Source organism: Bacteroides fragilis, from assembly GCF_019583405.1.
Taxonomy (GTDB): domain Bacteria; phylum Bacteroidota; class Bacteroidia; order Bacteroidales; family Bacteroidaceae; genus Bacteroides; species Bacteroides fragilis_B.
Genome location: NZ_SZUU01000011.1, coordinates 15472 through 29811 on the forward strand (window position 1 = coordinate 15472; position 14340 = coordinate 29811).

11 protein-coding genes are annotated in these 14340 nt (G+C 42.3%); all 11 read left to right on the forward strand.

Annotated elements, in window-relative coordinates; genetic code table 11:
• Positions 1-46 precede the first annotated feature (46 nt).
• The 11 genes from guaB to FDF36_RS18585 all read left to right on the forward strand — a co-directional run bounded on the left by guaB (position 47) and on the right by FDF36_RS18585 (position 14333).
• Complete coding sequence (gene guaB / locus FDF36_RS18535; RefSeq protein ID WP_220392333.1) at positions 47-1522, forward strand: IMP dehydrogenase; 1476 nt, start codon at positions 47-49, stop codon at positions 1520-1522.
• Between the two features lie 188 nt (positions 1523-1710).
• A complete protein-coding gene (locus FDF36_RS18540) occupies positions 1711-3264 on the forward strand; it encodes a peptidylprolyl isomerase (RefSeq protein ID WP_220392334.1) in 1554 nt (517 codons plus the stop codon).
• A 56-nt stretch (positions 3265-3320) separates the two neighbouring features.
• Positions 3321-4163, forward strand: a complete 843-nt coding sequence (locus FDF36_RS18545) for a peptidylprolyl isomerase (RefSeq protein WP_220392335.1) — start codon at positions 3321-3323, stop codon at positions 4161-4163.
• Positions 4164-4172: 9 nt separating this feature from the next.
• On the forward strand, positions 4173-5543 hold the full coding sequence (locus FDF36_RS18550; RefSeq protein WP_220392336.1) for a peptidylprolyl isomerase: 1371 nt from the start codon (positions 4173-4175) through the stop codon (positions 5541-5543).
• Between the two features lie 12 nt (positions 5544-5555).
• Positions 5556-7259, forward strand: a complete 1704-nt coding sequence (locus tag FDF36_RS18555; protein WP_220392337.1) for an OstA-like protein — start codon at positions 5556-5558, stop codon at positions 7257-7259.
• A 2-nt stretch (positions 7260-7261) separates the two neighbouring features.
• Positions 7262-7558, forward strand: a complete 297-nt coding sequence (locus tag FDF36_RS18560; protein ID WP_220392338.1) for a hypothetical protein — start codon at positions 7262-7264, stop codon at positions 7556-7558.
• A 35-nt stretch (positions 7559-7593) separates the two neighbouring features.
• Positions 7594-9471, forward strand: coding sequence for a DNA mismatch repair endonuclease MutL (gene mutL, locus FDF36_RS18565; RefSeq protein ID WP_220392339.1), 1878 nt, complete (start codon positions 7594-7596; stop codon positions 9469-9471).
• Positions 9472-9825: 354 nt separating this feature from the next.
• Positions 9826-11127, forward strand: a complete 1302-nt coding sequence (locus tag FDF36_RS18570; RefSeq protein WP_220392340.1) for a 6-bladed beta-propeller — start codon at positions 9826-9828, stop codon at positions 11125-11127.
• A gap of 111 nt (positions 11128-11238) precedes the next feature.
• Positions 11239-11472 carry a hypothetical protein gene (locus FDF36_RS18575; protein ID WP_250703334.1) on the forward strand — a complete coding sequence of 78 codons (234 nt, stop codon included), beginning with the start codon at positions 11239-11241 and terminating at the stop codon, positions 11470-11472.
• Positions 11473-11834: 362 nt separating this feature from the next.
• A complete protein-coding gene (locus FDF36_RS18580; protein WP_220392342.1) occupies positions 11835-13064 on the forward strand; it encodes a 6-bladed beta-propeller in 1230 nt (409 codons plus the stop codon).
• 24 nt (positions 13065-13088) lie between these two features.
• A complete protein-coding gene (locus FDF36_RS18585) occupies positions 13089-14333 on the forward strand; it encodes a 6-bladed beta-propeller (RefSeq protein WP_220392343.1) in 1245 nt (414 codons plus the stop codon).
• Positions 14334-14340: the final 7 nt, after the last annotated feature.

Below are 14340 nucleotides of genomic sequence, written 5' to 3' on the forward strand. Positions count from 1 at the left end.
TAAAAACTGTATATTTGCACGCAATAATTTTTAAACGCATAGCCCTATGTCATTTATTGCCGATAAGATTGTAATGGATGGATTAACTTATGACGACGTATTGTTGATCCCCGCTTATTCTGAAGTTTTACCACGCACTGTCGATCTCTCGACAAAGTTTTCAAAAAACATTGAGTTAAAGATTCCGTTTGTAACTGCCGCTATGGACACGGTTACCGAAGCCAAAATGGCGATTGCCATTGCGCGCGAAGGAGGAATTGGTGTGATCCATAAGAATATGTCCATTAAGGAGCAGGCTAAGCAAGTGGCTACAGTGAAGCGTGCCGAGAACGGTATGATCTACGATCCTGTCACTATTAAGCAAGGATCTACCGTACGCGATGCTCTTGCATTGATGGCCGAATATAAAATCGGTGGTATCCCGGTAGTGGATGACAATAGATATTTAGTTGGTATTGTAACGAATCGTGACCTTCGTTTCGAGCGTAATATGGATAAACGTATCGATGAGGTGATGACAAAAGACAATCTGGTTACTACCAATCAGTCTACCGACCTGGAAGCAGCTGCGCAAATTTTGCAGTACCATAAGATTGAGAAACTGCCGGTAGTCGATAAAGAAGGAAAACTGATAGGGCTGGTTACTTACAAAGATATTACAAAAGCCAAAGATAAACCTATGGCTTGCAAAGATTCGAAAGGCCGTCTGCGTGTAGCTGCCGGTGTAGGTGTGACTGCCGATACTTTCGACCGCATGCAGGCGTTGGTGGATGCCGGTGCGGATGCCATCGTGATCGATACGGCCCACGGACATTCAAAGGGAGTGATCGATACTTTGCGCGAAGCGAAAAAACGTTATCCCAATATTGATATTGTGGTTGGTAACATTGCTACGGGCGATGCAGCCAAGGCCTTGGTGGAAGCCGGAGCTGACGGTGTAAAAGTAGGTATCGGTCCGGGTTCCATTTGTACGACACGTGTGGTTGCCGGTGTAGGCGTGCCCCAACTTTCGGCTGTTTATGATGTTGCCAAAGCTCTGAAAGGTACAGGTATTCCTTTGATTGCCGATGGCGGACTTCGCTATTCGGGTGATGTGGTGAAAGCTCTGGCTGCCGGAGGATACTGTGTGATGATCGGTTCATTGGTTGCCGGTACAGAAGAAAGTCCGGGCGAGACGATTATATTTAATGGACGTAAGTTTAAGTCATACCGTGGTATGGGTTCGCTCGAAGCGATGGAGAATGGTTCGAAAGACCGCTATTTCCAGAGTGGCGAGATGGACGTGAAGAAATTGGTTCCGGAAGGCATTGCCGCTCGCGTGCCTTATAAAGGAACTTTATATGAAGTGATTTATCAATTGACCGGTGGTCTGCGTGCCGGGATGGGATATTGTGGTGCTCCTGACATCGAGAGATTACATGATGCCAAGTTTACTCGCATCACCAATGCCGGAGTAATGGAAAGCCATCCACACGATGTGACGATTACAAGCGAATCGCCTAATTACAGCCGTCCGGAATAACAGCCTGTTTATCGGGCGTTTGGCCGTTGCCGTCTGGTCGCTGTTTTCCACCACAGATTACACGGATTAACACAGAACTTTTAATCTTCAATATCAAAGAGATAAATTATCAATCTGTGTTAATCCGTGTCCTTTGTAGTGAACTCGATTTATTTTATTCCGATATGAATATCTCAACGTAGAATGGTATGAAGAAGATTCTGGTTGGTGCACTGACCTGTTTGTTTGGGTTTATTGCCGGCTATGCCCGGCAAGATCCTGTGTTGATGCGGATCGATGGGCAAGACATTTCCCGCTCGGAGTTTGAGTCTTTCTATCATCGGAATAAGCCTTCGGGAGTATCCGGGAAAGAAGCCTTGAAGGTTTGTGTTGATCTCTTTGTCGATAAGAAGTTGAAACTGCATGCGGCACAGAGAGCCGGGTTGGATACTCTCTCTGCCTTTCGTGCGGAGATGGACAACTACCATCGTTCATTATCTAAATCCTATCTTACAGATTCGTCCGCAGAGGAAGCCTGTGCCAGAAAACTTTACGATCAGATGAAGAGCCGCTCCATAGCCGGCGAGGTTCGGGTTATGCATATTTTCCGTTATCTTCCCCAGACGGCCCTGCCCCATCATTTGCGGGAGGCGCAGGCTTTAATGGATTCTCTTTACAATGTATTGAGGACAAATCCCGATACCGATTTCAAAACTTTGGTAAACCAATATTCTGATGATAAAGCAGAATCCTGGATCAGTTGGTTGCAGACACCACAGGAATTTGAGGAGGTCGCTTTCTCTTTGAAGGATGGCGAATATTCCCAGCCGTTTTTTACTCCTAAAGGACTTCATATCGTTAAAGTGACGGGCAGACGCGAACTCCCTCCATTTGAACAGATACGGGACAGGTTAATCCGTAAACTGTCCCATCGTCCGGGTGCGGATAAAGGGACCGAAATCCTGGTAAACAAACTGAAGGAGAGCTATCGGTATACTCCGGACAAAGTGGCGATGGAAGAGTTGCTTTTTCAAGGCAAGACCTCCCGTACTCTTTTTACACTGGACGGTAAAAACTTTACAGGGAAGGACTTTGAACGGTTTGCCGCTGCCCATCCCATGGGGATAAAGAGGCAGTTGGATGCTTTTGTGGTAAAATCAATTCTCGATTATGAGAACAGTCACCTTGAGCAGAAACATCCTGAGTTCCGCAGGACACTGCAAGAACATCGTGATCATTTGCTGTTGGCCGCTATTACCCGCCGGGAAACCCATCAGGTCAGCCTGGCAGATTCTGTTGCGCTGAAGAACTTCTTCAAGGAGCACCGGACCGATTACGACTGGGATTCGCCCCGTTACAGAGGGGCTGTGTTGCATGGAACACATAAAAAGACTCTGAAAAGTGCACGTAAATTCTTGAAGAAACTTCCCGAGGAAGAGTGGAAAGATGCCATCCGCCTGACGTTTAATACTCCTGCTTCGCCTGCCATTATCCGGATAGAGCAAGGAACTTTTGCCGAAGGTGACAATGTTTTTGTTGATAAGTTAGTGTTTAAAAAAGGAAATTTCGAACCATTAAAGTCCTATCCTTTTACCGTTGTTTTGGGTGAGAAAAAGAAAGGTCCGGAGTCCTACAAAGAGATTGTTTCCCGTTTGATCGAAGATTATCAGAATCATCTGGATGCACTTTGGACAGAACGTCTCAGAGCTTCCGCTAAGGTTGAAATTAACCAAGAGGTTTTAAAAACGGTTAATAATCACTGAAGCAACGAATTATTGTATTATCTTCGTACCTTAAATTAAGTATAATTCAGTTGACAATGCGAAAAACGGGCCTTCTGCTAATCTCTCTCCTTTTCTGTGTGTCGTGTGCCGACAAGCATGACCACAAAGGACAGACTCCTTTGGTAGAGGTCGATGGAAACTTTTTGTACAAAGAGGACCTTCAGGCCGTGTTCCCCGCCGGTTTGTCGAAAGATGACAGTCTTCTTTTCGCCGAGCACTACATTCGTAGCTGGGTTGAAGATGTTTTGTTGTTTAACCAGGCGCAAAGCAATATTCCCGACAACGGTGAGATCGATAAGTTGGTCGAGAATTACCGGAAAGCATTGATCATGCATACTTATCAACAAGAACTAATCAGCCAGAAATTGTCGGGCGAGATCCCCGAACAGGAAATAGCAGACTATTACGAAAAGAACAAAGAACTGTTTAAACTGGACCGTCCGTTGATGAAAGGTCTGTTTATCAAGGTTCCCCTTACCGCTCCCCAACTGGGAAATGTCCGTAAGTGGTATAAGACGGAAACTCAGGATGCCGTTGAGCATTTGGAGAAGTACAGTTTGCAGAATGCTGTGAAGTATGAGTATTTTTATGATAAATGGGTGCGGGTGGCCGATGTGCTGGATATGATCCCGTTGAAAGCGGAATCCCCGGAAGCCTATATGGATAAGAACCGCCATATCGAACTGAAAGATACGGCATTCTACTATTTTCTGAATATCAGCGATTTTCGTGTGGCAGGCGAACAGGAGCCTTACGAATTTGCCCAACCGAAAGTTAAAGATATGCTTGTCAATATCAAGCGGGTTGATTTTATGAAACAAGTAAAGGACGACTTGTACGAACGTGCAGTAAAAAGAAAGAAGATTATAAATTATTAAATACACAGAATGAAGAAGTTTGTGAACTTTAAATTTGTTGTTATGTTTGCCCTGGCACTGGTTGCTAACGTGGCATCCTATGCGCAGGACAATGTGATTGACGAAGTGGTTTGGGTCGTTGGTGACGAAGCTATCCTGAAGTCCGATGTGGAAGAAGCACGACTGGCCGCTTTGTATGAGGGGCGTAAGTTTGATGGTGATCCTTATTGTGTGATTCCCGAAGAGTTGGCCGTACAGAAACTTTATATGCACCAGGCTGTGCTCGATAGTATCGAAGTACCTGAATCGGAAGTGATACAGCGTGTCGACTACCAGATCAGTAATTATATTCAGGCTTTGGGTAGCAGAGAAAGAATGGAAGCGGAGTTTAATAAGACTTCTACGCAGATCCGCGAAGCCTTGCGCGAGAATGCCCGTGACGGATTGATTGTACAGAGGATGCAGCAGAAGCTGGTAGGTGATATCAAAGTGACTCCGGCGGAAGTACGCCGCTATTTTAAAGATCTTCCTCAGGACAGTATTCCTTATGTACCTACTCAGGTAGAAGTACAGATCATCACGCAGCAACCTAAAGTGCCCATTTCTGAAATAGAGGATGTGAAAAGGCGCTTGCGTGAATATACCGACCGTATCAATAAGGGCGAAAGTGATTTTTCTACGCTTGCCTTGTTGTATTCCGAGGACCGCGGTTCTGCCATCAAAGGTGGTGAAACCGGTTTTATGGGTAAAGGCCAGATGGTGCCCGAATACGCTAATGTCGCTTTCAACTTGCAGGACACCAAGAAGATATCTAAGATCGTAGAGTCCGAGTATGGTTTCCATATCATCCAGTTGATCGAGAAACGTGGCGATCGTATCAATACCCGTCATATCCTGTTGAAGCCCAAAGTATCGGATAAGGAATTGGATGAAGCCAATGCGCGCCTTGACTCCATAGCCAACGATATTCGTAGCGATAAGTTTACATTCGATCAGGCAGCCGCTGCTTTGTCTCAGGATAAAGACACACGCAACAATCACGGTCTGATGCAGAATCCGGTGAATCAGACTGCAAAATTCGAGATGCAGGATTTGCCGCAGGAGATAGCCAAGGTGGTAGATAAGATGAATATCGGTGAGATCTCCAAAGCCTTTACTATGGTCAACCCCAAAGATGGTAAGGAAGTTTGTGTCATCGTTAAGCTGAAGGCACGTATCAATGGACACAAGGCCACGATCACCGATGACTACCAGAACCTGAAAGAAATTGTGCTCGACAAACGTCGTGAAGAAGCGCTGCAAAAATGGATTGTTGAAAAGCAAAAGCATACCTACGTGCGTATTAATCCGGCATGGCAGCGTTGCGACTTTAAATATCCGGGCTGGATTAAAAAAGACTGATCCTGATTTGATATGTTTAGATTAGACAAAGAACATAAATTCCACAGCAGGCATAGATTTCTCTTAGCGGGTATTCTATGCCTGCTTGCCGTATGTTTTCTGGTGGCCCAGGACAAGAAACCGCAGCACGACAGGAAGCCACAACAGGAGAAGAAGGCTGAACCGGAAAAGCCAACGGGAAATAAAAAGACCCGTGTCGACTTGCTCCATGCCGATCAGGGACAAGCTGATAAACTGGCCCGCCCTGATGTACAGGTGTTGATTGGCTCGGTCAAGTTGCGTCACGACAGCATGTACATGTATTGTGACAGTGCCTTGATTTACGAAAAAACGAATTCATTCGAAGCATTCAGCAATGTGCGTATGGAGCAGGGAGATACTCTTTTCATCTATGGTGACTATTTGTTTTATGACGGCATGACTCAGATAGCGCAACTGCGCGAGAATGTGAAAATGATCAACCGGAATACTACCTTGTTGACAGATAGCCTGAATTATGACCGTTTGTACAATTTGGGTTACTATTTTGATGGGGGTACATTGATGGATGAAGAAAATGTGTTGACTTCCGACTGGGGCGAGTACAGCCCTGCCACTAAACTTTCTGTTTTCAACCATGATGTCAAGCTCGTGAACCCCCGTTTCGTGCTTACTTCCGATACCCTGAAGTATAGCACGGATACGAAGATTGCCACCATTCTGGGCCCTTCCAATATTGTAAGTGAGCAAAATCACATCTATTCCGAGCGAGGCATTTACAATACCGTTTCCGGACAAGCCGAACTGCTGGATCGCTCGGTTTTGACCAATGAAGGTAAGAAGTTGACCGGTGACAGCCTTTTCTATGACCGTAAAGCGGGTTATGGTGAGGCGTTCGATAATGTCCAGATGAACGACACTGTCAATAAGAACATGCTTACCGGTGATTATTGTTATTATGACGAGTTGAAGCAGAATGCTCTTGCCACCAAGCGAGCTGTTGCCGTGGATTATTCACGGGGTGACAGCCTCTTTATGCATGCCGATACGTTACTGATGAATAGTTATAATCTCGACACCGACTCCCTTTTCCGTGAGATGCGCGCTTTTCATAAGGTACGTATGTACAGCATTGATCTGCAAGGCGTTTGCGATTCATTGGTCTTTAATACGAAAGACTCTTGCCTCACCATGTATCGCGATCCTATTATTTGGAACGAAGGGCAACAACTGCTGGGAGAAGAGGTTAAGATATATATGAACGACAGTACGATTGATTGGGCTCATATCATCAATCAGGCGCTCACGGTGGAACAGAAAGACTCCATTCATTTTAATCAGATCTCAGGAAAAGAGATCAAAGCCTACTTTGCCGAGGGTGAGGCACGCAAAATAGATGTGATAGGGAATGTACTATTAATTTATTATCCCGAGGAAAAGGACAGTACGATGATTGGTATGAATACCTCTGAAACAAGTTTGCTTAATTTGTTTCTTAGAGATAGGAAAATGAAAAAAATGATTATGAGTCCTCAGTCTAATTGCGTGCTTTATCCAATGGATCAGATTCCGCCCGACAAAATGAAATTGCCCACCTTCAGTTGGTTTGATTACGTCCGTCCTTTGAATAAGGAAGACATTTTCAACTGGAGAGGGAAAAAGGCAGGTGAGGCTTTACGTAAAACAGAGCGCAAGGTCATCAGTGGTCCTAAACGTGAAATAATTAATATGAAATAGCTATGAGAATGTTCAATGTACGAAAGCCGCGTGGATTCAATCATCAATATATCTATGTGGACGAGCGGAAAGAAAAATTGACGAAAATGGAAGAAGATGCCAAGCGTGATTTGGGAATGTTACCCGAAAAAGAATTTTCTCCGGAAGATATTCGAGGAAAGTTCATCGAAGGCACCACACATCTGAAGCGTCGTAAGGAGAGTGGGCGTAAGCCTGCTCATTTGGGTGTCATTCTGGCTATCATTGCCCTGCTTATTTTTCTATGGCATTATTTGCAGACCGGTAGCTGGTCTTTCTAAGTCCTATAAATTAATCAGTCAAAGCTAAATCTATTATGAGCGATATCATTCATTTATTACCCGATTCGGTTGCCAATCAGATAGCTGCCGGAGAGGTGATACAACGTCCGGCATCTGTCATCAAAGAGTTAGTCGAGAATGCCATCGATGCTGAGGCACAAAATATTCATGTATTGGTTACCGATGCGGGTAAGACCTGTATACAGGTGATTGATGACGGTAAGGGAATGTCCGAAACCGATGCACGCCTCTCCTTCGAGCGGCATGCCACCTCAAAGATCCGCGAGGCATCCGATCTGTTTGCCCTTCGCACGATGGGTTTTCGTGGTGAAGCGCTGGCTTCCATTGCCGCCGTTGCTCAGGTTGAGCTGAAGACACGTCCCGAATCCGAAGAGTTAGGGACCAGGATTATCATTGCGGGCTCCAAAGTGGAGAGTCAGGAAGCAGTGTCTTGTCCCAAAGGAAGCAACTTTTCCATTAAGAACCTTTTTTTCAATATTCCTGCCCGGCGTAAGTTCCTGAAGGCCAACTCCACCGAGTTGAGTAATATTCTGGCCGAATTTGAACGTATTGCCCTGGTACATCCTGAGGTTGCTTTCTCATTGTATAGCAATGACTCCGAACTGTTCAATCTTCCCGCCTGCCATTTGCGGCAACGTATTCTTTCTATTTTTGGCAAGAAGCTCAATCAGCAATTGCTCAGTGTGGAAGTGAACACTACGATGGTGAAGGTTTCAGGCTATGTGGCCAAGCCCGAAACAGCTCGTAAGAAAGGTGCCCATCAGTATTTCTTTGTGAATGGCCGTTACATGCGCCATCCTTACTTTCATAAAGCGGTGATGGATGCTTACGAACAGTTGATCCCTGCAGGCGAACAGATTTCTTATTTCATCTATTTTGAAGTCGATCCTGCCAACATCGATGTCAATATCCATCCTACCAAAACAGAGATCAAATTTGAGAACGAACAGGCTATCTGGCAGATTCTTTCTGCTTCAGTAAAAGAGTCGTTGGGCAAGTTCAATGCCGTCCCTTCTATCGATTTCGATACGGAAGACATGCCTGATATCCCTGCATTTGAACAGAACTTGCCTCCTGCGCCGCCTAAGGTACATTTCAATTCCGATTTCAATCCGTTTAAGTCCTCCTCTTCTTCCGGTGGAGGCAATTACTCCCGTCCGAAAGTGGACTGGGAAGATTTGTACGGTGGTCTTGAGAAAGCCAGTAAGATGAATCAGCCTTTCGCCGAACCCGATCCCGAACCGGAAGAATTTGCGGTAATTGAAGAGGAAAGTATTGTTACAGCCGCTCCTGCAACTCTTTATGCCGGTGAGCCGGCCATAATGGAGAAGGGGACCCAGCACTTGCAGTTCAAGGGACGTTTCATTCTTACTTCTGTAAAGTCCGGATTGATGCTGATCGATCAGCACCGGGCCCATGTTCGGGTGCTCTTTGACCGTTATCGTGCCCAGATTCAGCAGAAGCAGGGATTCTCACAAGGCGTTCTCTTCCCCGAAATTCTGCAACTTCCGGCTTCTGAGGCAGCCGTATTGCAAGACATTATGGACGATTTATCTGCGGTAGGTTTCGATCTCAGCGATCTTGGTGGAGGCAGTTATGCCATTAACGGAGTACCTTCAGGCATCGACGGACTGAATCCGGTCGATTTGGTGCGCAGCATGTTGCATACCGCTATGGAGAAAGGCAACGATGTCAAAGAAGAAATTCAGGATATCCTTGCGTTGACCCTTGCCCGCGCGGCTGCCATTGTCTATGGGCAGGTGCTGAGTAATGAAGAGATGGTCAGTTTGGTCGATAATCTGTTTGCCTGTCCTTCGCCTAACTATACGCCGGATGGTCGTGTGGTGTTGACTACCATAAAAGAAGAAGAGATCGATAAACTTTTCCGGTGATCATCATTCTTCTGTACTTATCAGAGTAAGTATTACGTCGACTCCACTCTGTCTCACACGATCGACAGATTTTATCTGTTTATTACATCTCTTTCCTAATAGGTTAATAACCAGTAGAATACTCTATTAGTATCCTCCCTGTACGAGCAAATAAAGTTAACTCGTGCAGGAAGGATATTAACTACACGTACATATAAGAAATTAATAACCTCGTACCCCATTCATCACCTGAAAATCTTGTTAATAGTGCTGATAAACATATCCCTAAAAGAATGACATTCTACGGATGATTCGTATATTGCGATATACTTCTTGAACAGTATGCATTTTGCTTTAAACTAAAATCTATTTTATATGAAGATAAGATATAGTTTTATTTTCTATTTTTTTCTTCTACTTTCCTGTTCTTCTCCTAAAAGACAAGAAATTGTTTTTAATGAAGAAATAACTTCCTCTGAAGAAGTAGACTATCCGCTTACTATTGATCTGGAGGCCTGTATGCGTAACCAGTCATTAAGCATAAAATTGAGTTCCTTTGTGGAAGATGTTTTCTATATTCCTATAAAAAATCAAAGCGAAGATATCTATATACGCTATTTAAGTGGCTTGGAGTACGATGAACAAAGTTGCTTATTTATTCTGAATGATCCCTTTTATGCGTTTACAGTAGATACGTTAGGCCATTTTGTGAATCAGATCGGACGAATAGGGCAGGGTCCCGGAGAGTACAAACAGATTGCCAATATTAGTGTAAACAGCGAGGATAAGCTGATTTATATTAAGACAGTTTATAAACACAATGTAATTACGTATGATTACAATGGACATGTGATTCGTGAATCTTCTCCTATGGGTATCGATTTGTTTACCGAGACTGTTTTTTATTATGATCATGCTCTTTGGGGGATAGGGATACCATATACATCCCGTGCATTGCGAGTGAGAAAGGAAAAGCGTTTATTCTATGGATATGTACTTTTAGACAGCCTTTGTCGGCGTACTTCCTTGCAAACAGCTAACCCGATAGAACCGTATGGAGATTTGGAAGGACTTGAATCCGGTATTTCACAACCCGGTATAAGTATCTATAAGGATGTAGTTTTATTAACTCACAGTGGAGGTGCCCCCTCGGATACAGTTTATACTATCCGGAATAAGCAATTCGTTCCACGTTATTTCTTGAATTATGGCTCTCATCGTCCTGATATAAGTAAAATTTGGTCGCAAGGTGGTGGAAGTAGTTTTAATCATTCATATATTTCTATGAACCAGGCTTTTGAGACAGAACGTTTCTTTTTTATTGAAATTCGTTTCCAGGGGAAGTGTTACATTATTTGCTATGACAAGTATATAGGTAAGGGGTTTTCAATACCAATGACTATCTGTTTGAATGAAAGAGGGACTCCGTTAGCCCAAGGTTTTGAGAATGATATTGATGGGGGACTTCCTTTCTATCCACAATCTGTGAGTAGTAGCGGAACTTATTGGCTTGCATACGTGAATCCTTCCGATATGAAAGAGATTCTGACAGAAGAATATTTTGCTGCCCACCCTGATATTCTGAACAAAAAAAAGCAAGATGAGCTGAGAGCAATTGTAACAAATGCTGATGAAGAAGATAATCCCATATTAGTATTACTTAAATTGAGGAAATAAGATTGGTGATGAAAAAAACATTTTAAAGGTAGAATCATAGTTTGGGTCAATGAATGGACGCGAAGTTTTTCTGAATATGCAACTATGGTCCTACAGATGAATCCACGAACGATGACTGTAGATAGCTCCACTTCAGGAGCAGATGGGAATATTTCACTTTTTACATTTCCTGGAGAAGTCAGGACAATCTATTTGGGAATAGGAATCTATTATCCTGGTTTTACTCCTACCCAACGAGTAGGGGTGCGTGTAGATTATACCATGGAACCTAAAATTAATGATATAAAGAAAAAAATAGATACCACATATGAGGAGGCAATTATCATTGCGAAACAAGAAAAGTAGATTTCGTTGTATTGATGATTGGTACATTTATAACGTGAACATATTTATTACTTTTGAGTGATTCTTGTGAAAGTGAGAAATAGTTTAGTATTGTGTTTGTATCTTCTATAAATATAGGTGATAGATAGAATCTCTTATATATGGAAATAAGATATTCTTGATAATGCTGATTGGAAAGATTCCTGAATGTAAGCGTTATAATTGATTACTAATACTTCTGAAGAACCATTTGCTTTTTGGTAATCTTGTTAATAGTGCTAATAAACATATCCCTGAAAGAATGACATTCTACGAATAATTCGTATATTGCAGTATGCTTCTTGAACAGTATGCATTTTGCTTTAAACTAAGATCTATTTTATATGGAAACAAGACGTTCTTTTTATCCGTTTCTCTTTCTTTTTTCGGTTGCAATGTTTGCTTCCTGCTCTTCATCTGTATCTAAAGAGGGGGATATAATAGAAGATTCCACTTTTCGTTCTGTTGATTTGCACATGGTGGAGAAAGCAGAAGGGATAGTAATGTCTTTGGGTGATTTAGTGGAGACATACGATATTATTAAGTTGGAGAATAAGGATGAGGCACTTATTAAAACCTATTCATTTGGTATCTTTGTGACGGACAATTATATTTTGTTAAAGCCTGATGCTATATCCCCTGTTAAATTATTTACGCGTAAGGGAGAATATGTAGCAGACATTGGAGGCATAGGGCAGGGACCTGGAGAATATAAAACAATGTATTCATGGATGCTGGACGAAAAGCTAAGTCGTATTTATTTAGGTTCGGGGAATTCGAATAAAGTGCTTATTTATGATTTGAAGGGTAATTATTTACCTGAAGAGGTTATTCATTTTGAGGAAATAGTACATAAACCTTGGATTTGGGTTGATGATAATAAAAAGAACATAGCTGTAGTTGGTTTGCCATTTTCTGAGAATGAGAATTCGAACTTTGAAATTAGCAGCAATTTGTGTTGGGTTCAAAATTTGAAAGGTGATATCGTACATAAGGTTTCAGCGAAAAATTATGGTTTAAGTGGAGATTATAGTAATGATTTGGTTGTGGTTCGAAATGTGGATGCGTTTTCTTTCTCCATATTTGAAGATCCGGGGTTACGTACTCGTCCTGATACCTTGTATCATTATGATACTAAAAGGAATATAATAATACCTTGTTTTACATTAGATTATGTTGTTGCTGCAAATCGAAGAGTTGCGACTATTTTATATGAAACATCCCAAAGCTATTGGGCACGTGTTACATTATATCCTAATAATACTTCTTCAAGTGCTTCTCCTGTCCGTCTGACTACATTTAATGTTTGTGTTTCGAAAAAGGATGGCAGTGTAAGTCGCATTGATCGCTTTACTGATCCTCTTTTAGGTTTATCTTATCCTTATTTGGTAATGCAGAATGGTTATGTTTGTATTACTTTCGAACCTCTTGGACTGATGGATGCTTTAGATAAAGTCCTTGCCCAAACTGATTTAAAGCCTGAAATATGTAAGCGGGCCACCGATTTACGAAATAGTCTGCATGAAAATGATAATGACATTCTTATGATTGGGAAACTTAAATCCAACTATTAGTAATAACCTATAAATTATCGTCCTATGAAGTTAGATTATATCGCATTGTTTTTGGTATTGTTTTTTCTTGCTGCTTGTGGCAGCAAGCCTTCTTCTCCGGATATGGTGGATGATAACGCTTTATCGGCTGAGGAAACCTTTAAAGACATTGATCTTGCTAACAATCTGAAAGATTGTGGCAAGCCTTTACTGTTGAGTGACATCGTAAAAGATGTGGAGTATGTGAAGCTGGAAACGCAGGATAATATATTAGTCGGTGATATAAAGCAGCTAAAGCGGACGGAGAAGTTTGTCTTTATTTATTCAAGAAATCAGAACCATGTCATGATGTTTGATATTACCGGGAAGTTTATCCGTAAAATCGGTCGTGTAGGTCAGGGTCCTGGAGAGATAGCTAATATTGACTTTTTCACAGTCAGTGACAATTTGGTATTTATTTATCCGTTCAGCCGTAATGGCAGCCTGACAGTCTATGATATGCGGGATAACAGCTTCGTCAAGGAAATTCCTTTAAAATGGCCTATTTTTTTTAGTAGGGCCATCGATGTGATGGGAGATTGTTTGATTTATTATCCCGGTACTGTTTATTCGCCTGATAATAGCAAGACATTCATAAGCGCTTGTGTTGCGAATGGAGAAGGAGAGACATTGATGGAGCAAATCCCTTACTTATCTTCTGGTGATAAGAAAATATTACAATTGTCTTCTGATCCTTCTTGGCTCTATCGTGGAAGAAGTAACGTTTATTCGTTTATTAATGATACGATCTACGGCATTACTTGTGATTCTATTTTTCCCCGTTACCATCTTTTTCTTGGAAAATATAAATTGCCTTCCGGAAGATATGATCCTACTCATGATTATGGTTGGGGAGATTTTGTTCTGATGCAAAGTGTTTATGAAACTAAAGAGTTTCTTTTTTTTAAATTTTGGTTTGATAAAAAGTTGTGGTTCAGCCGATATGATAAAAAAACGGAGAGGATCGACTCTTGGGAGCAAACTCCTTTTAAAGCTCATCATTGGGTGATACTCGATGCACCGGGTATAACGAATGATATTGACGGCTCTCAATCGTTCAAAGACTTCTATAATGTAGGTGAAAACTGTTTTCACTTCGCAATCACTCCGGATAATTTGGATCAGATAAAGCGCAACGTCGCTGAAGCTAAGGTCAAGTTTCCTGAGAAACAGGCCGAACTGCTGGAGCTTCTTGATGAAATGGGCGAGGATGACAATCCGATTATTGCTTTCTATAAATTGAAAGACTGAAACGGAA

Excerpts from the sequence above, each read along its gene's own strand:
- guaB (WP_220392333.1), top strand. The coding sequence starts at position 47 with ATGTCATTTATTGCCGATAAGATTGTAATGGATGGATTAACTTATGAC.
- FDF36_RS18540 (WP_220392334.1), top strand. The coding sequence starts at position 1,711 with ATGAAGAAGATTCTGGTTGGTGCACTGACCTGTTTGTTTGGGTTTATT.
- FDF36_RS18545 (WP_220392335.1), top strand. The coding sequence starts at position 3,321 with ATGCGAAAAACGGGCCTTCTGCTAATCTCTCTCCTTTTCTGTGTGTCG.
- FDF36_RS18550 (WP_220392336.1), top strand. The coding sequence starts at position 4,173 with ATGAAGAAGTTTGTGAACTTTAAATTTGTTGTTATGTTTGCCCTGGCA.
- FDF36_RS18555 (WP_220392337.1), top strand. The coding sequence starts at position 5,556 with ATGTTTAGATTAGACAAAGAACATAAATTCCACAGCAGGCATAGATTT.
- FDF36_RS18560 (WP_220392338.1), top strand. The coding sequence starts at position 7,262 with ATGAGAATGTTCAATGTACGAAAGCCGCGTGGATTCAATCATCAATAT.
- mutL (WP_220392339.1), top strand. The coding sequence starts at position 7,594 with ATGAGCGATATCATTCATTTATTACCCGATTCGGTTGCCAATCAGATA.
- FDF36_RS18570 (WP_220392340.1), top strand. The coding sequence starts at position 9,826 with ATGAAGATAAGATATAGTTTTATTTTCTATTTTTTTCTTCTACTTTCC.
- FDF36_RS18575 (WP_250703334.1), top strand. The coding sequence starts at position 11,239 with ATGACTGTAGATAGCTCCACTTCAGGAGCAGATGGGAATATTTCACTT.
- FDF36_RS18580 (WP_220392342.1), top strand. The coding sequence starts at position 11,835 with ATGGAAACAAGACGTTCTTTTTATCCGTTTCTCTTTCTTTTTTCGGTT.
- FDF36_RS18585 (WP_220392343.1), top strand. The coding sequence starts at position 13,089 with ATGAAGTTAGATTATATCGCATTGTTTTTGGTATTGTTTTTTCTTGCT.